Genomic DNA, 18,833 nt, shown 5'->3' on the forward strand with positions numbered 1-18,833 from the left:
GCATACTGCGAGCAGATGCTCAATACCATTGAAGGAGTATACACGCTTATGGGAATGCCCGTTATCACCTCCAGCACCACCACCCGTACCCAGGCCATCACCGACATCATTGAGTCGGTGGCCCTTCAGGAAACCGCTCTGTCCCACATCCTCAATGCCGAGGGTGAGAAGATCCAGAAGATGGTGGCCCTGGAGGACGTCACCCCCGAGGTGCTGCTCGCCACCAACAAGTCGGTGGAGTCCATGGTCAACGCCGTATCCCGGCTGGAGATGATCCTCCACTCCAAGCTGTCCGCTTTCGAAGGCTGCCTGTGCAAGCCCGCGGAAGAGGCTGCTGTCCAGGAGTAACCAAATCCCCCCAGGCGGGGCTCCTCATGGGGCCCCGCCTTTTTGGCACCATCAGAGGACACGCCGCATAGAATAACCGTGCACATGTGATACCCTCACACTCTTCCTTGGGAGGACCTTTTATGGCGATCAATTTTGGCCTTGCCAACGACTATAACGTATTCGTATTCGGGAATCTGAGCCTAAGCAACACCGACGCAGAGGGCCGGGTGGCGGCGGACCAGATCCGGATGCTGCTGCAGGCCGGGATTCAGGTCAAAATGCTGGTCAGCGAGAGCTGTCCCGACGGGGAGCGGACCGGCGTCTTTCTGGATGAGCGTCTGGAGTGGGGCAAGATCACCAATACCCTCCACGGAAAGGCCATCCAGTGGCATGACTACACCGCTCCCACCGGGCAGGTCCACGATACCTTCTTTGAGGAGGCCGACCACATTGCCAAAGATTTGGTAGCGCAATTACAGGATGTGGACGTGTGCATCCTCCACGACATTCTCTATCAGGGCTGGCACCTGGTCCACAACATTGCCGTCCGCAAGGCCCAGCAGGAACTGCCCCACCTGCGGTTTTTGGCCTTCACCCACTCCTTTCCGGCCGCCCGGCCCCAGGAGATGGAGTATCCCTTCTCCGCCCGGTTTACCGACCTGCCCAGGACCAAATTCATCTACCCCACCCGCTCGGGCATTCCGGCCCTGGCCAGGCAGTACGACGTGCCGGAGGGGCGGTGCGCGGTGGTCTACAACACCCTGCCCCTGCTCCCCGCCATGAGCCAAGAGGTGCAGGAGGTGGCCCGGCACATAGACCTGACCCGGCCCGACCTGCTGGCGGTCTACCCCGCCCGGCTGACCACCGGCAAGCGCCCGGAGAAGGTAGCCGCCCTGGCAGGGGCCATCCGCGCCGCCGCGGAGCAGGAAATCAAGGTCATCTTCTGCGACTTCCCCAGCGCCGACATCTCCCCCAGGCTTTACAAGTCCATGATCCGCACCGAGGGGAAAAAATTCGGCCTGCGGGGGAAGGATCTGCTGTTCACGTCCGACATCGGATTTCCCGACGGCTTCCCCCGGCAGGGAGTGTTTGAGCTGTTCCAGCTGTCCAACCTGTTCATCTGCCCCTCCTACTCGGAATCCTTCGGGCTCACCGTGCTGGAGGCCGCCAGCCGGGGGAACTTCCTGGTGCTCAACCAGGCCGTCCCCGCACTGAAGGAGCTGGGGGAGAGTCTGGGGGCCTACTTCATGCGGTGGGACGCCCGGAACTTCGGCTATGACACCCACGAAAGCTACTCCCCCTCGGAACAGGCCTACTATGAGGATCACGGGAGGGCAATCGTCAATCTGATACGGGAGGACCGGAGCTTGCGGGCCAAAACCATGGTGCGCCGCCAGTACAGCGACGCCTGGATCTGCCGCAACCAGCTGCTGCCCCTGCTGGAGGGATAAAAAGAGCCTCGGCGCAGTACGCCGAGGCTCTCTTATATCAAAGTTCCAATCCCTTAAAAAAGTCACGGTATTCCGCCTGAAAAATCTCTTTCATCGCCACCAGTTCGCTTACCTTAATGTTCATACGGTTGGTTTCCAGTTTAGCATAGGTGCTTTTTGAGATATTCAGACCCATCAGCTGGAGTTTCGCCACCACCTGCTCCTGAGTCATACCCGCGCCCCGCCGCAGCATTTGAATATTGTGTCCGATATCCAGATCCGGTCGAATCTTCTGCATAGCTTCACCCATAATTCGCAATAAAGAATTTATGAGTTGAGTTTATCCATTTCACATGATATAATGTTTCGCAATAACGAATTTATCTGGTGAATGCTTATGATGAAGTGGCCTATGTGGATACGTGTAGTAGTGGGCACAGCAATATTTCTGGTTTCCCTTGCCCTTGCTTTCTTTTTGGAAGCCTTCTTGGGTGACTATAGCCAATTTATCACGCTTCTTGGCGCAGCGGCATTTATTTATTTAAACCCAGAGTTAATGCGCGGCGATTGATATAAAAAGAGCCCCGACAAGGCGCTGCTTTGTGCAGCGCCCCGTCGGGGCCCTCTTTCCTTTTCAGTTAGAAATCAGCGTTGCCCACGGTACGAGGATGCAGTTCCACGTCGCGGATGTTGGACACGCCGGTGAGGTACATGACCATCCGCTCGAAGCCCAGGCCGAAGCCGGCGTGGCGGCAGGAGCCGTAGCGCCGCAGGTCCAGGTACCACCAGTAGTCCTCGGGGTTCATGCCCAGCTCCTTGATACGGCTCTCCAGCAGGTCCAGCCGCTCCTCACGCTGGGAACCGCCGATGATCTCACCGATGCCGGGCACCAGGCAGTCGGCGGCAGCCACGGTCTTGCCGTCGTCGTTGAGGCGCATATAGAAGGCCTTGATGTCCTTGGGATAGTCGGTAACAAACACGGGGCGCTTGAAGATCTGCTCGGTGAGGTAGCGCTCGTGCTCAGTCTGGAGATCGCAGCCCCACTCCACCTTGTAGTCGAACTTGTCGTTGTTCTGCTTGAGCAACTCCACCGCCTCGGTGTAGGTCACCCGGCCGAAGTCGGAGGAAGCCACATGCTCCAGCCGCTCCTTCAGGCCCTTGTCCACGAAGGAGGAGAAGAAGTTCATCTCGTCGGGGCACTTGGCCATGACGGTATTGATGATATACTTGATCATGGCCTCGGCGGTATCCATATAGTCGTTCAGGTCGGCGAAGGCCATCTCAGGCTCGATCATCCAGAACTCAGCGGCGTGGCGCTGGGTGTTGGAGTTCTCGGCCCGGAAGGTGGGGCCAAAGGTGTACACGTTGCCGAAGGCCATGGCGAAGTTCTCGGCGTTGAGCTGGCCGGACACGGTGAGGTTGGCCTTCTTGCCAAAAAAGTCCTTGGAGTAGTCCACCTGGCCATCCTCGGTCTTGGGCACGTTGTTCAGGTCCAGGGTGGTGACCTGGAACATCTCGCCGGCGCCCTCGCAGTCGGAGGCGGTGATCAGCGGGGTCTGGGCATACACAAAGCCCCGGTCCTGGAAGAAGCAGTGGATGGCGTGGGCAGCCACGGAGCGCACCCGGAAGGTGGCGGAGAACAGGTTGGTGCGGGGCCGCAGGTGCTGGATGGTACGCAGGTACTCCACGCTGTGGCGCTTCTTCTGCAGGGGGTAGTCGGGGGTGGAGGTGCCCTCCACCTGGATCTTGGCGGCCTTGACCTCCAGGGGCTGCTTGGCCTCAGGGGTCAGAACCACGGTACCAGTGACGATGAGGGCAGCGCCCACATTCTGACCGGCGATCTCTTTATAATTGTCCAGCACATTGGCGTCCAGGACCACCTGCAGATTCTTGAAGCAGGAGCCGTCGTTGAGCTCCACAAAGCCGAAGCTCTTCATGTCCCGGATGGTGCGGGCCCAGCCGCAGACGGTGATCTCTTTGCCGCCGAACTGCTCCTGGTCCGCAAAAATCTGTGCGATTTTGGTGCGTTCCATTTCCATTTCCCTCGATTCGTAAAAATTGGTCTCAGTGGGCACTAGTATATCATTTTTTGCTGATTTTGCAAGGGGTTGCGGGCAATTCTCCCCCCAGAAGGTCCCCAAATATCAGCTTTTGCTGCTCCAGGGCGGTGACCGACCGGTCCCGGAACTGGTAGAGCACCCATCCCAGGGCGGTCAGGGCTGCCGCCAGGGCATACTCCAGGCCGCTGAGGGCGCCGGGGCTCATGGGCAGCAGGATATTGCCCGCCAGGAATACCGAGGCCAGCACGCCAAAGACCGCCGTCACCTTTCCGCCGGGCATGGACACCGGCCGGCGCAGGTCGGCCCGGGTCCTTCTCAGCCACAGCACAGCAGCAAAGGACATGACCCACATGACGATGGTGGTCAGGGACGCCACGTTGATAAAGGGAATAAAGAACAGCTTGCCGGTGAAGGGAGTGAGCACCACAAAGGCGGCAGTGAAGCAGATGCACCGCACCGGCGTGCCGTATTTGGGATGGAGGACGGCGAACTTTCTCGACACCAGGGCAAACCGGGACAGGCCGTAGAGCATCTGGGCGGAGGAGTAGAGGGTGGAGTTCATCACCCCAACCGCCCCCACAAAGGCGGTGACCAGGAACGCAATCCGCACCCAGGGCAGGCCGGTGATGGACACCAGCACGTCGGCAAATGGGGCGGTGCGGCCCACCGCCTCGGTCCAGGGCATACAGCCCGCCACAGCGGTGGACACCAGGCACAAAATACCGGTGACCAGAATGAGGCAGGTGATAAGGGCGGCCCCCGCCTTGCGGGCGGCGGGACCGGTGGCGTCGGCGGCGGCCTTGGACACCGTCTCCCATCCGGCCACCGAGAACACCAGCAGGGAGAGCAGGGAGGCCGAGCCGGCAAAGTCAAACTCCAGCCCGCCGTCCGCGGCGTACACCGCCGGGTCGAAGTGAGCAAAGCACACCGCCAGGCCGATGGCGCACATGACCAGCAGCACCACCGTGGCCAGCTTGGCCAGGGAGGCGCACACATTTGCCCCCTTGATCTGCACCCACAGGATGGCCCCCGCCAGCAGCAGCTGGAGGACCAGGTTGGGCAGGGTCACCGGGAAATCCCCCACGTGGTAGAGTACCATGCTCTCCTTCAGGACGGGGAACAGCTCGTCCAGCAGGGAGATGGCGGCCAGATCCACCCAGCAGAATACGATGGTGTTCATCAAAATGCCTGCCCAGCCCACGGCAAAGCCGCCCCTGGGGCCAAAGGCGGCGTAGGAGTACACCACCTCGCCTCCCGGCAGTGGAAACATGGGGATGGCCTCCATGTAGGAGAAGGCAAAGGGCAGCTCAATGACGATGCACAGCACAAAGGCCACCGCCAGGTTTAGGGGCCCTCCCGCCGTGTCAAGCCAGGTGCCGGTGAGCAGCAGCCAGCTGGTGCCCAGCATGCAGCCGATGCCCATGGCCACCAGCCCGAAAAAGCTGATCTTGCCGCCCCCCTGTTTTGCCATACCCATCCCGCCTTCATTTCAGATATTGATATTATACCGGCCCGCAGAAAAAGCCGCAACCCCAACGTATCGGGGCCGCGGCTTTCCGTTCAATAAGCATAGAGGGGGATCAAAAAGGTCCAGGGAGCGGTGACGATGGCCATAGTCAGGGCGATGATATGCCGCTGCCGCTCGTCCAGCAGGGCGCAGGACCTCATGGCTCGTTTATCGAAGAAGTAGATGCACACACCGACAATGGCCACCCCAGACAAGGTGTACAGGAAGCCGGACAGGGTGCGGAAGGGATTGAGGAAGGCGGCGGAGAGCACCTGGTCCACCCAACTGCCCACAGGGTCCGGCAGCAGGGAGAGGTACCAGAAGCCGAAGAGGAACAGGGCTCCCATGAAGTCGGCCAGAAAGCCCAGCAGCCAGAACTTCCACCACAGCTGTTTCAGTACCGCCTTTTTCCCGGTGTGCTTTAACACCGCCAAGGTGATCAGCAGCACCCCACAGTCGATGATCAGGTTGCCCGGCAGGGTGATGAACCACACCTGGGGGAAGAAATACAGGATCCAGATGGGCAGCAGGATATTGTACAGCTTTACTTCCCGTTTCATGGCGTCCGCTCCTTTCCCCGGCAGAGGGCCCGCCCGAACAACCAGCCCAGGAAGATGGCCCCGCCGATCATGGCCCACAGCGCCACCGCCAGCTGCCACAAAAAGCCGCCCTGCTTCCACTCATACACGCCTCCCGCCAGGGGGATAAGCAGAAGGCCCAGAGGAAGCTGGATCAGCGGCTGGAACCAGCGCCGGGTCAGCCTCCCGATCAGCAGGGTGAGGACCAGCGTGCCTGCCAGCGCACCCCAGAACAGTAAAAACAGTTCCATCTCTCAAATATCCTCCTTTCTCCGGCTGAGCCGCCACCCGGTCAGCCAGCCCACAAGGATGGCACCGCCCACGACACCTGAGCCCAGTTCCCAGAATGACCAGGGCTTATGGATCGTCAGATACAGGTGCAGGGCGATGGTCAGTGGGATGGCCAGAAGTACCAGGAGCAGCAGTCGGAGCGGGCGGAACCGCCCCATGGTCAGACGGCACACCAACAGGGTGAACACCGTCGTACCCAGCAGAGCACTCAGAATGGGCGCGCCGCCCATCATCAGCAGATACAGCCGGTCCATTCAGTCCTCCTTCTTTTTTCTGGGCCAGGCCCCCGCCGCCACCCCCAGCAGGCCGGACCCAAAGGCAATGGCGCACATGAGAATGAGTATGGTGTGATCATAGAGCAGGAAAACGGCAGGCAGCACCCCTACCGCGCACAGCACCGGATAGAGGGGACAAAAGCCGTGCCACTCCCCCAGGAACATACCGACGGCCATACAGCCGATGGGCAGCAGCAGTCCCACATAGATGGCCCCGCTGAACAGCGGCATGCCGCCCCCCTCCAGCAGCCGAAGCAGCCAGGGCAGCCCCAGGCAGATGAGCAGGATCACCGGGATGGAAGGCAGGGTCTCCTTCCACTTCCACTGAGAGGGCTTTGGAATAAGTCCCAGCTTCTTCCGCATGGCCTCCACCTCACTGTTCCAGATGGCCCAGCGGACCAGCCAGATGAGGGCATAGACCAGGGCCAACAGGAAGAGATAGGCCACCAGAGGCACCCACCTCCCCCAGTTCCATCCGCACAGGCATACCATCAGGGTAAGCGCTCCGGCGGTAACGGCAAAGTGGGCCAGGGACCGGCGGACCAGGGTGGCCCCGTCGTCGGCAAAGGGCAGGGTGGACACCCCCACCACCGCCCCCATCAGGAAGTAAAGCCCCAGCTGGACCGCCAGGGCGGCGGGGCCGGCAAGCCGCTCCAGATCATAGCTTACCAGCCGGAAGGGGGTGTGGTTCCCCATGGCCAGGAGGCCACCACTGACCAGGTCGTTGAACAGTCCCCCCACCGGCACCAGAAGGGCCACTCCTGCCAGTCCGCCGATGAGGATGCGGACCAACCACTGTTTCTGTCTGTGTGTCACAGGATCTCCCTCCTTTCAAAGCCCCAAAGCTTCTTTGATCTTCTTCACATACCGCCGGGAGACGTAGCACACCGTCTCTTCCGCCAGAGTGATGCGAATGGTACCGGTGAGACCCAGGTCCATGGCGGTGATCTTACGCAGGTTCACGATCTCCGAGTGAGAGATGCGCACAAAGGTGTGCCGGTCCAGCTTGGCCTCCAGCTCATAGAGCCGCTCCCGCAGGTCGAAGATACCCTGGGTAGTCTGGACCTTCACTCCCTTCTCCTCCCCGTAGCAGCGGAGGATGGCTTCCTCCTCCAGCGGCACGGCGGTATCCCCCCGCCAGCCGGTGAGGATGCCGCCCCCCTCCAGCCGGGCCGCCAGGGCTTTCACCTCGTCGGTGAGGGCGGGAGCGGTGATGGTGACCTCCGGCTCCGCCCGGTTTGGATCAATGACAACGGTTACCTTCACGTTCCCTCCCTCCTTTCACCCCCACTATAGCGAAAAGGGGACCGTCTGTCCACGGTTTTCGGACAGACGGCCCCGCTGAGGGGACGGTCGGTTCAGGCAAGGGCCTGAATCTGGGCGTTGAGGGAATTGATGTCAGGCTGGTCCACCGGGTCGTTGGTAAGGCCGTACTCCTCCTTCAGGGCGAGAATGCGATAGACGCTCTCATCCAGCCGTTCCATAGAGACGCGGCCCTCCTCCACCGCCGAGAGCAGTGCATCCTGGGCGGCGGTCAGATTGTCCGCCTCATGGCACACCAGCAGCAGGTCGCAGCCCGCCTCCAATGCCATGATGGCGGCCTCCCCCGTGCCGTATGTATGGGAGATGGCGGCCATGGTCAGATCGTCGGTACACACCACGCCCTCATATCCCATCTCCTGCCGCAGCAGGCCGGCAACCACCCGAGGAGACAGGGTGGCGGGCAGGTCGGGGTCGATCTGGGTCATCAAAATATGGGCCACCATGACCGCGGGGGCCCCTGCGTCCACGGCCGCCTGGAAGGGGATGAGTTCAAATTGCTCCAGTTCCTCCACCGTCTTGTCCACCACCGGCAGCTCCACATGGGAGTCGGTGCCGGTGTCCCCGTGGCCGGGGAAGTGCTTGACCACCGGGATCACGCCCCCCTGGCTCAGCCCTTCATTGATTTCCAATCCCGCCCATGACACCGTGTCCGGGTCGCTGCCGCAGGCCCGTTTCCCGATGACGGTGTTGTCCGGGTTGGACCAGATGTCCAGGCAGGTGGAGAAATCCAGGTTGAAGCCGAAGGCGGCACACTGGGCGGCCAGCACCTTTCCCCGCTCCAGGGGGTCGCCGCCGGAGGCGATAGCGTCATAGGCTGAGGGCAGGTCGTCCACCTCCGGGGGCATCCGGTCTACCCGTCCCCCCTCCTGGTCCACGCACAAAAAGAGGGGGACATGGTCTCCGTTCAGTTCCTTCAGGCCGTTGGTCAGCTCCACCAGCTGTCCGGCGCTCTCCACATTCCGGCCAAAGAGGATGATCCCCCCCACCTGGTAGTCCTGAATGGCCCGAAGGGCATCCTCGCCGGGCTCGGTCCCCATGATCCCCGCCACCAGCAGCTGTCCCACCTTCTCCTCGGTGGTCATGGCCGCCATGGCCTCCTCCACCGGGTCAGGGGTGGGGGTAGGTTCCGGGATGGGAACCGCGCTGGGGGTAATTGCCGGAGCGGGGGTGGAGGCGGTGGTTTGACCGCCGCACCCCGCCAAAAGCAATACAGAGAGCAATATTACACCGACCAGAATACGCTTCATTATCGTTTTCTGCCTCCCTTCCGCCGTTTGGGCACATGCATGGCCCGGCCTTTCCCGGGCTTGCGGGGGCTCTTTTTGCCGCCCCGGCCGGGCCGCTCCTTATGCTCCTCCTCCCGTTTTTTCCGGGATACCGGAGTGCCGCCGGGGAGGATAAAGTCCACCTGTCCGCTCACCGGGTCGGCGGCGGCGCATTCCACCTCCAGGGCCATGCCGAAGGTGTACCGGCCGCTGCCGTTGTCCTCCAGCAGGGTAAGGTGGGCCTCGTCGTAATGCCAGCTTCCGCCGGGCAGGGCCTCCACGGGCAGCAGGCCCTCCACGCCCCCGGCCACCGACACGAAGAGACCGAACCGGGTGACGCCGGACACCACACCGGCGAAGGTTTCCCCAATGTGGCCCGCCATGAACTCGGCCAGATAGCGCTTCTCGATCTCCCGCTCGGCCTCCTGGGCCGCCAGTTCCCGCTGGGAGGACTGGACGGCAGCCCGCTGGGTGGCTGCGGCCAGCTTCTTTTCCTGCTTGTCCAGGGACCCGTCCAGCAGGGCGGTGAGGATGCGGTGGACCATCAGGTCGGGATAGCGGCGGATGGGGGAGGTAAAGTGGCAGTAATACTCTGCCGCCAGACCGAAGTGGCCCAGGTTGTCCTGGTCGTACCGGGCCTTCATCAGGGAGCGCAGCACCATCATGGACACCGCCCCCTCCTCCGGCCTGTCCTTGGCCCAGTCCAGCAGCTTCTGGAGGGCATGGCTGTCCGCCCCCTTCAGGTCGTAGCCCAGGGGGGCCACCATGGTACGCAGGGCCTCCGTCTTCTCGTCGGAGGGCTTCTCATGGACCCGGTAGACGCAGGGCTTGTGGAGGCGGTTGAGATGCTCCGCCACGCACTCGTTGGCCGCCAGCATGAAGGACTCAATGAGCTTTTCGCTCTCCCCCTGCTGCCGCAGGGCCACATCCACCGGCCTGCCCTCGCTGTCGCAGATCACATAGCTCTCCTTGGTCTCCAGATCCAGAGCCCCCCGGTTTTTCCGCAGCTTCTCCAGCACCTTGGCCAGGGCGGCCATGTTCCGCAGCATGGGCAGGATGTGGGCGTACCGCTCCGCCAGAGCCGGGTCCTCCCCCGCCAGCAGTACATTGCAGTCCTCATAGGTCATCCGCTCAGTGGAGCAAATCACAGACTTGGCGATGGTGTGGTCCACCACCATGCCGCTCTGGTCCATGGTCATGATGCAGGACAGGGCCAGCCGGTCCACATGGGGGTTCAGAGAGCAGATGCCGTTGGACAGCTCCACCGGCAGCATGGGCACCACCTGATCGGCAAAATACACCGAGGTGCCCCGTTCAAAGGCCTCCATGTCCAGAGGGGAGCCGGGGCGCACATAGTGGCTTACATCGGCGATGTGGACCCCCAGCACCCAGCGGCCCTGCTCATCCTGTTCCAGGCTTACCGCGTCGTCAAAGTCCTTGGAGGAGGCCCCGTCGATGGTGATGATGGTCTTGTCCCGCAGGTCCAGCCGTCCCTCCAGGGCGGAGGGCTCCACCGCCTGGGGCACGCCCTCCACCTCCATCAGCACGGCGGGCGGGAAAGAGCGCTCAATATCGTGGGTGTAGAGGATGGCCTCCACGGCGCTCTCCCGCCGGTCCGCCGGACCGAACCGCTCCCGCAGGGTACCCATGGGGGCGGTCCTGCCGCCGCCGAAGCTGGTCATGGCCACGGCGGCCCGCTCGCCGGGGCGCACGCCCTTCCGCTTGGTAAACACCTGGATGGGACCGGGCAGGCGCTCGTTGTCGGGGCGCAGCCACAGGGCGTGGTCCTGCCGCTCCAGCACGCCGGTGACGGTCCTGTTGGCCCGCTCCAGCACCTGAACCACTTTGGCCACCCGGCGGCCTGCCGACCGGTCTTCCTCGGTGATGACAGCCGCCACTTTATCTCCGTTCCAGGCGCCGCCCTCCGCCCGGGGCGGGATGAAGCAGTCCTCCCCCTCCTCCGGGATCAGAAATCCGAAGCCCCGGCCGCTGGCCTGGTAAATACCTGTCAATTCCTGTTTGTCTTTCATAAACATTCCTTTCTCATTGCTTTTTTCTTTATTATACCCCCTTCCAAGTGCCTACTCAACGAAAATGTAAGACCGCCGGCAGTCCAATCCCTGCTACCAATTCTGCGCCAGAAAAACCAGCAGGTTTTGAAGAAAGCGGGGCAGGCCGGAGGCCGCCGCCCGGATGGCGCTCTCCACCGCCGCCGGGTCGGCATCCCGTCCAAAAGTAAGGGCTCCCTCCGCCGCCTGACCGATGGCCAGCGGGGCGTGGGCCGAGCCGCCGATGGCAATTTCCGAGGCGATGGCCCCGCCCCCGGCGGCGTACATTCCAAAAGCGCCGCCCCCCATGGCAAACAAGCCCACGGCTCCGCCGCCCAGGGCGATCAGTCCCATGGCGAGCCCTCCAATGGCAAACCCTCCCACGGCCCAGCCGCCCAGAGACAGGAGCAGGCCCAGAGATAGCCCGCCCACGCTGACCAGTCCCAGGGAGAAGCCGCCCAGGGCGACCACCCCCACAGCGCAGTTGCCGACGGCGACGATCCCCCTGGCCACAGCCATCCCGCCGCGGCCAAACCGGATATGGACCAGAGGCAGGCCAAACAGGGTCCGCTTGCTTTTATACTCATACTGATAGCCGGAATAGTAATTGTTGACAATGGTGGTGGCAGGAGGGTCTGAGGCCGCCCTGCTCTCCTGCCCGGTGACCAAATAATCCAGGGACACATTGAAGTACCGGGCCAGGGCGGCCAGGTTGTCCAGGTCGGGCCGGGAGGTGCCCGCCTCCCACTTCTGCACCGCCTGCCGGGACACATTCAAAAGATCGGCCAGTCCCTCCTGAGACAGCCCGGACTGCTTCCTCAGTTCATAAAGCCGCTGCTGAAATTCCATTTCCAACCCTCCGAAACCAAGAATGGTCAATGGCCTTTGACGAGGTCCAGCATAGCAAACCCCAGCCGACAGCGCAACCAAAAGTGGGATACAATTTGACAACTGCCGGTTGCACCCGGTATTTTGCAACGAAAAACGCCCTTCCGCAGTCGGAAGGGCGTTTTTGTTTGCTTTCTCAGAGCAGGCAGATCACAAAGGTCAGGATCATAAACCCGATGGCCACCCACTTGGTCATCTTGGCCAGCTTGGCGTCCCAGCTCTTGGCCTTGTTCTTGGCCATGAAGGTGTCGGCAACACCGGCGATGGCACCGGACAGGCCGGCGCTCTTGCCGGACTGGAGCAGCACCACGGCGATGAGGAACAGGCAGGCAGCCACGTCAATAATGCTCAGAATCAGCTTCGGGATCACGCTACATCGTCCTTTCGTCCCCGGTCACGGGGCAATTATCCATGCTATGTTTGGGCGCGACAAAGTCGTGCAGTCTCTTACACGTAAATGAAATGATAGCATAAATAGCGAACGATTGCAAGGGTTTTTCGCATTTTTTACGCCCCTGCCCGCAGGATCTTCCTACTGCCCCAACAGGTTGCCAGGAAGTAGCCTCCGTACACCGCCACCAGCAGCAGGGCGGTAACGGCACTGGAGGAGGCGGCATCTACCTTTCCTACCTGGGCAATAACGGCGTTGGCAGCGGTCATACCCACCACAGCATGGACCAGGGCCAGGGCCAAGGGCAGGAAGAAGGCCAAAAACACCTGGATATCCACCGACCGGCCCCGCATGCGCTCCGAGACGCCCAATCGGGACAGTACCCGGTAGCGCTGGGCGCTGTCGGCAGCCTGGCTGAGCTGCTGGAGGGCCAGCACCGCCGCCGAGGCCACCAGGAACACCACCCCCAGATAGAGGCCGATAAAGAGCACCAGCACCTTGGTACCCATCAGCTCCATCCAGGTGGACAGTTTAGTGGTATAGGTGTAGCTGTAGGGGAAATCTGCCTGATCCAGCGCCCCCAGGAAGGCCTCTTCGGTCTGCTGGGCGTCTCCGGCATAATCGGCCAGGAAGTAGCAGCGGTCTGCCGTCAGTCCTTCCTCCAGCTGGGATACCAGGCGGATGCGCCAGCTATCCACAAAGGAGTCCACCTGCTCCTGCCCCCAGGCAGCGGCGTAGGCGTCATAGTCGGCCCGGAGCATGACGGAGTGTCCGTCCTCGTCCCGATACACAGAAAAGGAGAGCCAACGGCTGCACTGGGTATCCGGGTCAAAGCCACCCTCTTTCAACCCGGCGGGCAGGTCCGGGAGCTTTCCCTGTTCCGCCCAGGCGGCCAGCTCCACATCCTGAACGATGGTCTGATCCGCCATCTGGGCCACGGTGTTGTTCAGGCCCACCGAGGTGGCCGTGATGCCGATGGCCAGCAGCAGCATCAGACAGATCACCGTCATGGAGCGGTAGGTGGTGTTGATGCTGGCGTTGAACTGCCGCAGGATGAACATGTTAAGGTTTTTGTAATAGAGCTTTTTGCTGCTCTGGCACAGCCGCAGCAAAAAACCGGACAGGGCTCTAAAAAAGAGCAGGGTACCCAGGCTGCCCAGCCCCAGCATCACCCAAAACAGTTCATCCACCCGCAGCAGGCCCCGGGTGAGCAGCATGGCATAGGCGATGACCAGCAGAACGCAGCCCGCCAGGAAAAAGAAGACCGACGCCCCCAGAGAGCGCACCTTCAGCTCCTGGTTCACCCGCCGGGCCCGCAGCAGGTCGATGAGCTTCCGCCGGGACACGGTAAAGGCATGGTAGCACATCACCAGCAGAAAGATGGCGGCGAAGGCCAGGATGGTCTTCAGCAAGGCCGGAACAGAGACGGAAAAGGTGAAAAAGGTCATGGGCACAGCAAAAAGCCCGGCGGTAAAGACCGACAGGGCCTGGGAGAGCACCACGCCCAGTACCAGCCCCACCGCCAGGGCCACCAGGGCGGTAAATGCAGTCTCCGCCAGCAGCAGCCGGGCCACCTGCCAGCGCTCCATGCCCAGCATCAGGTAGGTGCCCAGCTCCCGGGACCGGCGGCGCACCAGAAAGCCGGAGGCGTACAGGATGAGAAAGGCCAGCACCACCCACACGAAGACCGACAGGATGCCGATGAGCTGCTGGATGGCCCCCACGATATTGGTCCGGGGATGCTGGGCCAGATAGCGGATCACGGTCTGGGTCTCCAGAGCGTTGAATACATAAAAGAGGCACACGCCGAAGGCTACGGTGAGAAAGTATACCCCGTAGTCCCGGAAGCTGCGCCCCACGTTTTTGACCGCCAGCTTAGAGAACATTGCTCTGGTCACCTCCCAGCTCGGTCACCACGTCGATGATCCCCCGGAAAAAGTCTCTGCGGTCCTGGTTTCCCCGTTCCAGCTGGGCAAACACTGCGCCGTCCCGCAAAAAGAGGATGCGGTGGCAGTAGCTGGCAGTGAATGCGTCGTGGGTGACCATCAGGATGGTGGCCTGTCGCAGCTGGTTCATCACCTCAAACCGCTCCAGCAGCAGCCGGGCGGACTTGGAATCCAGGGCTCCGGTGGGCTCGTCGGCCAGGATCAGGGCGGGTTCGGTGACAATGGCCCGGGCGGCGGCGGTACGCTGCTGCTGGCCGCCTGACATCTGGTAGGGATATTTGTTCAGGCACTCTGTGATCTCCAGCAGCTGAGCCGTCTCCTTCACCAGCCGGTCCACCTTCTGAGGGGGCGTTTTGCGGATGGTGAGGGCCAGGGCGATATTCTCATAGGCGGTGAGGGTGTCCAGCAGGTTGCAGTCCTGAAACACAAACCCCAGCCGCTCCCGCCGAAACCGGGAGAGCTCCTTCTGCTTCAGGGCGGTAATATCCTGTCCTTCCACCCAGATATGCCCCGCCGTGGGGGTGTCGATGGTGGAAATACAATTGAGCAGGGTGGTCTTGCCGCTGCCCGAGGGGCCCATGATGCCTACAAATTCCCCCTTTTCCACCGAAAAATCCACATGGTCCACCGCGTGGGTGACCGTTCCTCTGCCATAATCCCGGCACAGTCCTTCTACCTTGAGAATCTGCTCCATTGATCTGCCTCCTTTGCTTGTGAAGACAGTGTAGCAGAATCATCTTAAAAATTTCTAAATCCCCTCTTACCATTTTATGAAAGAAAACAGGGCGCCGCAGACGCGGCGCCCTGTGGCGCTTTTCTTATTTCATGGCGCACAGCTCGGCGGCGGTGCGGGCAGCCAGGCGGGCGTTATTGAACACCAGCTGGATATTGGAATCCAGGCTGTCGCCGCCGGTGAGCTCCTTCACCTTGGCCAGCAGGAAGGGGGTGGTGGCCTTGCCGTGGATGCCCTGGGCGTTGGCCTGGGCAATGGCCTCGTCGATGGCCTTGTTGATCACGTCGTGATCCATGGCAAACTCCTCGGGGATGGGGTTGGTCACCAGCATGCCGCCCTTGAGGCCCAACTCCCGGGAGACATGGAAAGCGGCAGCGATCTCCGCCGGGGTATCCATGCGGTAGTCCACCTCGAAGCCGCTCTTGCGGGTGTAGAAGGCGGGCAGCTCCTTGGTACCGTAGCCAATGACCGGCACACCGTGGGTCTCCAGGTACTCCAGGGTGAGGCCCAGATCCAGGATGGACTTGGCGCCGGCACACACCACCATCACGGGGGTGGAGGCCAGCTCCTCCAGGTCGGCAGAGATGTCCATGGTGGTCTCGGCGCCCCGGTGGACGCCGCCGATGCCGCCGGTGGCAAAGATCTGGATGCCCGCCATGTGGGCGATCATCATGGTAGTGGTGACGGTGGTGGCACCGTCAGCCTTGCGGGCCACCAGCACCGCCAGGTCCCGGCGGCTGGCCTTGATCACTTCCTGGCCCTTCTTGCCCAGGTACTCGATCTCCTCGGCGGTGAGGCCGGCCTTCAGCCGGCCGCCCAGAATGGCGATGGTGGCAGGTACGGCGCCGTTATCCCGGATGATCTGCTCCACCTTCAGGGCAGTCTCCACATTCTGGGGATAGGGCATGCCGTGGGAGATGATGGTGGACTCCAGGGCCACCACGGGCTTGCCCGCCGCCACAGCGGCGGCTACTTCAGGGGCTACATCCAGATATTGATTGAGATTCATCATAGATACCTCCATATAAAATCCTTTATTCCATCCGGTCCCGGAGCCGCTGGGGGCTCATGGCCGGGTTAATGGTTTCCGCGCTCTCCATGGCAATGGCGCCCGCCGCCATGGCGGCCCGGGCGGTACCCTCCAGGTCGGTGCCCTCCAGGTAGGCCCAGGCAATGGCCGCCATGCCCGCGTCGCCGCAGCCGGTGGTGTTCACCATCCGGCCGGGGCAGCAGGGCACATGGAGCCGCCGGGTGTGGTCGGCGGCCAGCATGCCGTCGCCTCCTAGACTGATGAACACCCGCCGCAGACCGGTAGCCAACAGGGCGTCTGCCGCTGCATTGAGGCTGGCCTCGTCGGTGATCGTGACGCCGGAGAGGAGCTCCGTCTCCATCCGGTTGGGTTTGAGGGTATGGAGCTTGCCCAGCACCGGCCGCAGCTTCTCCGCCTTGGCAGTAGACACCGGGTCGGCAAAGATTGGCAGGCGCAGGTTGTCCGCCAGCCAGGCAATGGACTCCGCCGGGATATTGGTATCCACCACCACCAGCTGGGCGTTTTGCAGCAGCCGGGCCCGGCCGGCCAGGAAGGCGGGGGTCATATGGCGGTAGATCTCCATGTCGCTGACCGCCAGGGCCATGTCCCCCCGGTGGTCAGAAATAAACAAATAAGTGGAGGTGGCGCCCCCGGGCACCGTCAGGCACTGGCTGATGTCGATGCCCAGCTCGCCGCAGCTGGCGGCAATGCGCTGGGCGTTCATGTCATCCCCGAAGGCGGTGAGCAGACGCACGTCCATACCCAGCAGGGCCATGTTGTGGGCAATATTGCGGCCCACGCCTCCCAAGCTCATGCGCACCTGGCCGGGGTTGGAGTCCTCAGGCACCAGCTTGTCCAGGGAACGGCCGCCAATGTCCAGATTGACACCCCCCACCACCACCGCATAGGGGGCGGTACGGACGATGTAGCCCTTGCCGGCGATGTGCCCCTGCTTCATCAGGTTGGAGATATGTACCGCCGCAGACGACCGGGTGATGCCCGCCTTGTCCGCCAGCTCCTGCTGGGAGATCATAGGGTTCTCCTCGATCCATTTCAGGATCTGCCGCTCCCGCTGGGTCATGGGACACCTCCTAAACTTTTATCTATATTCTAATCATATGCTTATATATTCTGTTTGTCAAGACCCTTCCGGCGGTTATCCGGCTATAATGCGGGCGGCCACAGTGTTGAGCACCTCTTGGTGAGTCTGGTCAAAAATATGGGTGTACACCCGTCCTGTGATGGACACGTCCTTGTGCCCCAGGGCCTTTCCAATGTCCACCAGAGGGATCCGGGCGCTGTTGGCCAGGCTGGCAAAGGTGTGCCGCAGGCCATGGACAGTAATGTCGGGCAGATGATGACTCTGCACAAACAGATGAAAGGCCTTGGTGACCTGGTTGGGATGCCTGGGCAGACCAGTTTCATCGGTGAGCACATAGCCGCTGTCCTGATACTCCGGCTGTTCCGCCGCCAGTTCCAGCTGCCGGGCCCGAATGGCATGCAGCAGCCGGGTCAGGTCGTCCAAACCCGCAATACCCAGGGTGCGAATGGAATTGGCGGTCTTCGGGGTCTTTTCCACCACGCGGTTTCCCGCCGTGGTGCGGGAGATACGGATGCGGATGACATAGTGATCAAAGTCCACATCGGACCACCGCAGGCCGCAGATCTCCCCCCGCCGCAGGCCCAGATAGGCCCCCAGCTTGACTACCACCTCCAGCCATTCCCCCTCCACCGCGCGGAAGAGCTGCCGCAGCTGTTCCGGGGTGTAGTAAAACTGCCGGGTGGGGTGCTCCCGTGGGGCCTCCACCCGCTCCACCGGGTTCTCCCGCAAAATCCGCTGTCGAAAGGCCAGATGGAGGGCAGTGTGGAGCAGGATATGGTGCTTGTGGACGCTGTTGGAGTCCAGGCCGCCTTCCCGCATCTTCTCGGCATAGTATCGCTGGATATGCCAGGGCTCCAGCTGCCGGAGGCGAATGCGGCCAATGGCAGGGTTAATGTGTTTCTTGATCATGGAGCGGTAGCAATAATAGGTGGTATAAGCCCGGTTGGGGGCAATGACCTCCTCCAGCCAGTACTCCAGCCACTCCGACAGGCGCAGGCGGGACGAATCGCAGGGTAATCGTCCGACTTTTCCACTCTGGAACTGTTCCAATGCCAGTTCAGCTTCCGCCAAATCGGTAAAGGTACGCATCCGGCGGTCACGGTGTCCTTCGGCGTCGGTTCCATAATTAAAGCAGACATAGTAAAGCTGCTTTTGATCGTCATACGCCAGATTCTTCCTGATTGCCTTTCTTGCCATTCTGGTCCCTCCTCTGCGCGCAAATAATTTTGTCGAATAAGCGCGTATAGTAGATATTGTGTCAGGTAATTTCACTTGCGTCAATCGTCGTTTTCCGGATTTTCTCCCCCTAATTTTTCCTGTTTTTTCCTATTTTTTGGCTACCTAGCGGCTACCGGTAGCCAATGCCCTTCTTGGCATCCCTTGCAGCCCAGCAGATTGGCGTCTTGGGCAGAGATTGTTCCCTTGTCTCCCGGGCCAAATCTAATAAGGAGGAATTCCGAATGAGAAACCTCAAGCGAGTTCTCAGCCTGGCTCTGGCCGTCATGATGCTCATCGGCATGATGGTTATCGGCGCCAACGCTGCGGGCTACAACGATTTCACCGATAAGGATGAGATCGTGAACAAGGATGCCGTTTCCATGCTCGTTTCCCTGGGCGTGATCAACGGCATGGAGGA

The 18,833-nt window shown here is 61.6% G+C and carries 19 protein-coding genes and 1 pseudogene; 3 read left to right on the top strand and 17 right to left on the bottom strand.

The genetic code is table 11. The features are described from left to right. Positions 1 to 48 precede the first annotated feature (48 nt). The gene (locus tag B5G34_RS09525; RefSeq protein ID WP_087336448.1) at positions 49 to 348 is read left to right on the top strand and encodes a hypothetical protein; all 300 of its coding nucleotides are present in this window, start codon (positions 49 to 51) and stop codon (positions 346 to 348) included. 122 nt (positions 349 to 470) lie between these two features. Further along, positions 471 to 1,781 carry a glycosyltransferase gene (locus B5G34_RS09530; RefSeq protein ID WP_204245937.1) on the top strand — a complete coding sequence of 437 codons (1,311 nt, stop codon included), beginning with the start codon at positions 471 to 473 and terminating at the stop codon, positions 1,779 to 1,781. 37 nt (positions 1,782 to 1,818) lie between these two features. Here B5G34_RS09530 and B5G34_RS09535 read toward each other — a convergent pair whose 3' ends face one another. Next, positions 1,819 to 2,058: a helix-turn-helix transcriptional regulator gene (locus B5G34_RS09535; RefSeq protein WP_087336501.1), complete on the bottom strand. Its 240-nt coding sequence runs from the start codon at positions 2,056 to 2,058 to the stop codon at positions 1,819 to 1,821. A gap of 114 nt (positions 2,059 to 2,172) precedes the next feature. On the opposite strand from B5G34_RS09535, the gene B5G34_RS18445 reads away from it, so the two are divergent. After that, positions 2,173 to 2,331: a hypothetical protein gene (locus B5G34_RS18445; protein WP_162609458.1), complete on the top strand. Its 159-nt coding sequence runs from the start codon at positions 2,173 to 2,175 to the stop codon at positions 2,329 to 2,331. A 67-nt stretch (positions 2,332 to 2,398) separates the two neighbouring features. Here B5G34_RS18445 and asnS read toward each other — a convergent pair whose 3' ends face one another. The 16 genes and pseudogenes from asnS to B5G34_RS09615 form a co-directional block, all read right to left on the bottom strand. Then, on the bottom strand, positions 2,399 to 3,793 hold the full coding sequence (gene asnS, locus B5G34_RS09540) for an asparagine--tRNA ligase (RefSeq protein WP_087336450.1): 1,395 nt from the start codon (positions 3,791 to 3,793) through the stop codon (positions 2,399 to 2,401). A gap of 49 nt (positions 3,794 to 3,842) precedes the next feature. Continuing rightward, positions 3,843 to 5,291: an APC family permease gene (locus B5G34_RS09545; RefSeq protein ID WP_087336452.1), complete on the bottom strand. Its 1,449-nt coding sequence runs from the start codon at positions 5,289 to 5,291 to the stop codon at positions 3,843 to 3,845. Positions 5,292 to 5,380: 89 nt separating this feature from the next. Beyond that, positions 5,381 to 5,887: a hypothetical protein gene (locus tag B5G34_RS09550; protein ID WP_087336454.1), complete on the bottom strand. Its 507-nt coding sequence runs from the start codon at positions 5,885 to 5,887 to the stop codon at positions 5,381 to 5,383. Beyond that, on the bottom strand, positions 5,884 to 6,156 hold the full coding sequence (locus B5G34_RS09555) for a hypothetical protein (protein WP_087336456.1): 273 nt from the start codon (positions 6,154 to 6,156) through the stop codon (positions 5,884 to 5,886). The genes B5G34_RS09550 and B5G34_RS09555 overlap by 4 nt, the downstream gene beginning before the upstream one ends. 3 nt (positions 6,157 to 6,159) lie before the next feature. Further along, positions 6,160 to 6,450 (bottom strand): hypothetical protein, encoded by a 291-nt coding sequence (locus tag B5G34_RS09560; RefSeq protein ID WP_087336458.1) that lies wholly within the window; start codon positions 6,448 to 6,450, stop codon positions 6,160 to 6,162. Continuing rightward, entirely contained in the window at positions 6,451 to 7,287 is an 837-nt protein-coding gene (locus tag B5G34_RS09565; RefSeq protein ID WP_087336461.1) for a DUF3021 domain-containing protein, read from the bottom strand. Between the two features lie 15 nt (positions 7,288 to 7,302). Continuing rightward, positions 7,303 to 7,737 carry a LytTR family DNA-binding domain-containing protein gene (locus B5G34_RS09570; protein ID WP_087336463.1) on the bottom strand — a complete coding sequence of 145 codons (435 nt, stop codon included), beginning with the start codon at positions 7,735 to 7,737 and terminating at the stop codon, positions 7,303 to 7,305. A gap of 92 nt (positions 7,738 to 7,829) precedes the next feature. Beyond that, positions 7,830 to 9,041 (bottom strand): beta-N-acetylhexosaminidase, encoded by a 1,212-nt coding sequence (gene nagZ, locus B5G34_RS09575; RefSeq protein ID WP_242956954.1) that lies wholly within the window; start codon positions 9,039 to 9,041, stop codon positions 7,830 to 7,832. After that, positions 9,041 to 11,101: pseudogene (rnr, locus tag B5G34_RS09580) on the bottom strand (ribonuclease R); the annotation flags it as partial. The gene nagZ and the pseudogene rnr, both read right to left, overlap by 1 nt. Before the next feature lie 81 nt (positions 11,102 to 11,182). Continuing rightward, entirely contained in the window at positions 11,183 to 11,956 is a 774-nt protein-coding gene (locus B5G34_RS09585) for a helix-turn-helix transcriptional regulator (protein ID WP_242956957.1), read from the bottom strand. A 175-nt stretch (positions 11,957 to 12,131) separates the two neighbouring features. Next, on the bottom strand, positions 12,132 to 12,362 hold the full coding sequence (gene secG, locus B5G34_RS09590) for a preprotein translocase subunit SecG (RefSeq protein WP_087336503.1): 231 nt from the start codon (positions 12,360 to 12,362) through the stop codon (positions 12,132 to 12,134). Between the two features lie 140 nt (positions 12,363 to 12,502). After that, positions 12,503 to 14,272, bottom strand: coding sequence for an ABC transporter permease (locus B5G34_RS09595; protein WP_087336471.1), 1,770 nt, complete (start codon positions 14,270 to 14,272; stop codon positions 12,503 to 12,505). Then, a complete protein-coding gene (locus tag B5G34_RS09600) occupies positions 14,262 to 15,026 on the bottom strand; it encodes an ABC transporter ATP-binding protein (RefSeq protein ID WP_087336473.1) in 765 nt (254 codons plus the stop codon). The genes B5G34_RS09595 and B5G34_RS09600 overlap by 11 nt, the downstream gene beginning before the upstream one ends. Positions 15,027 to 15,150: 124 nt before the next feature. Next, positions 15,151 to 16,074, bottom strand: coding sequence for a pseudouridine-5'-phosphate glycosidase (locus B5G34_RS09605; protein ID WP_087336475.1), 924 nt, complete (start codon positions 16,072 to 16,074; stop codon positions 15,151 to 15,153). Between the two features lie 25 nt (positions 16,075 to 16,099). Then, on the bottom strand, positions 16,100 to 17,176 hold the full coding sequence (locus B5G34_RS09610) for a PfkB family carbohydrate kinase (RefSeq protein ID WP_087336477.1): 1,077 nt from the start codon (positions 17,174 to 17,176) through the stop codon (positions 16,100 to 16,102). A 75-nt stretch (positions 17,177 to 17,251) separates the two neighbouring features. Then, complete coding sequence (locus tag B5G34_RS09615; RefSeq protein ID WP_087336479.1) at positions 17,252 to 18,394, bottom strand: site-specific integrase; 1,143 nt, start codon at positions 18,392 to 18,394, stop codon at positions 17,252 to 17,254. Positions 18,395 to 18,833 lie beyond the last annotated feature (439 nt).

Origin of the sequence: Flavonifractor sp. An82, from assembly GCF_002159265.1 — a bacterium.
GTDB lineage: Bacteria > Bacillota > Clostridia > Oscillospirales > Oscillospiraceae > Flavonifractor.

Bases quoted from the DNA above. Each gene is read 5' to 3' on its own strand.
- B5G34_RS09525 (WP_087336448.1), top strand. From the start codon at position 49: ATGGGAATGCCCGTTATCACCTCCAGCACCACCACCCGTACCCAGGCC.
- B5G34_RS09530 (WP_204245937.1), top strand. From the start codon at position 471: ATGGCGATCAATTTTGGCCTTGCCAACGACTATAACGTATTCGTATTC.
- B5G34_RS09535 (WP_087336501.1), bottom strand. From the start codon at position 2,058: ATGCAGAAGATTCGACCGGATCTGGATATCGGACACAATATTCAAATG.
- B5G34_RS18445 (WP_162609458.1), top strand. From the start codon at position 2,173: ATGTGGATACGTGTAGTAGTGGGCACAGCAATATTTCTGGTTTCCCTT.
- asnS (WP_087336450.1), bottom strand. From the start codon at position 3,793: ATGGAACGCACCAAAATCGCACAGATTTTTGCGGACCAGGAGCAGTTC.
- B5G34_RS09545 (WP_087336452.1), bottom strand. From the start codon at position 5,291: ATGGCAAAACAGGGGGGCGGCAAGATCAGCTTTTTCGGGCTGGTGGCC.
- B5G34_RS09550 (WP_087336454.1), bottom strand. From the start codon at position 5,887: ATGAAACGGGAAGTAAAGCTGTACAATATCCTGCTGCCCATCTGGATC.
- B5G34_RS09555 (WP_087336456.1), bottom strand. From the start codon at position 6,156: ATGGAACTGTTTTTACTGTTCTGGGGTGCGCTGGCAGGCACGCTGGTC.
- B5G34_RS09560 (WP_087336458.1), bottom strand. From the start codon at position 6,450: ATGGACCGGCTGTATCTGCTGATGATGGGCGGCGCGCCCATTCTGAGT.
- nagZ (WP_242956954.1), bottom strand. From the start codon at position 9,041: ATGAAGCGTATTCTGGTCGGTGTAATATTGCTCTCTGTATTGCTTTTG.
- B5G34_RS09585 (WP_242956957.1), bottom strand. From the start codon at position 11,956: ATGGAATTTCAGCAGCGGCTTTATGAACTGAGGAAGCAGTCCGGGCTG.
- B5G34_RS09595 (WP_087336471.1), bottom strand. From the start codon at position 14,272: ATGTTCTCTAAGCTGGCGGTCAAAAACGTGGGGCGCAGCTTCCGGGAC.
- B5G34_RS09600 (WP_087336473.1), bottom strand. From the start codon at position 15,026: ATGGAGCAGATTCTCAAGGTAGAAGGACTGTGCCGGGATTATGGCAGA.
- B5G34_RS09605 (WP_087336475.1), bottom strand. From the start codon at position 16,074: ATGAATCTCAATCAATATCTGGATGTAGCCCCTGAAGTAGCCGCCGCT.
- B5G34_RS09610 (WP_087336477.1), bottom strand. From the start codon at position 17,176: ATGACCCAGCGGGAGCGGCAGATCCTGAAATGGATCGAGGAGAACCCT.
- B5G34_RS09615 (WP_087336479.1), bottom strand. From the start codon at position 18,394: ATGGCAAGAAAGGCAATCAGGAAGAATCTGGCGTATGACGATCAAAAG.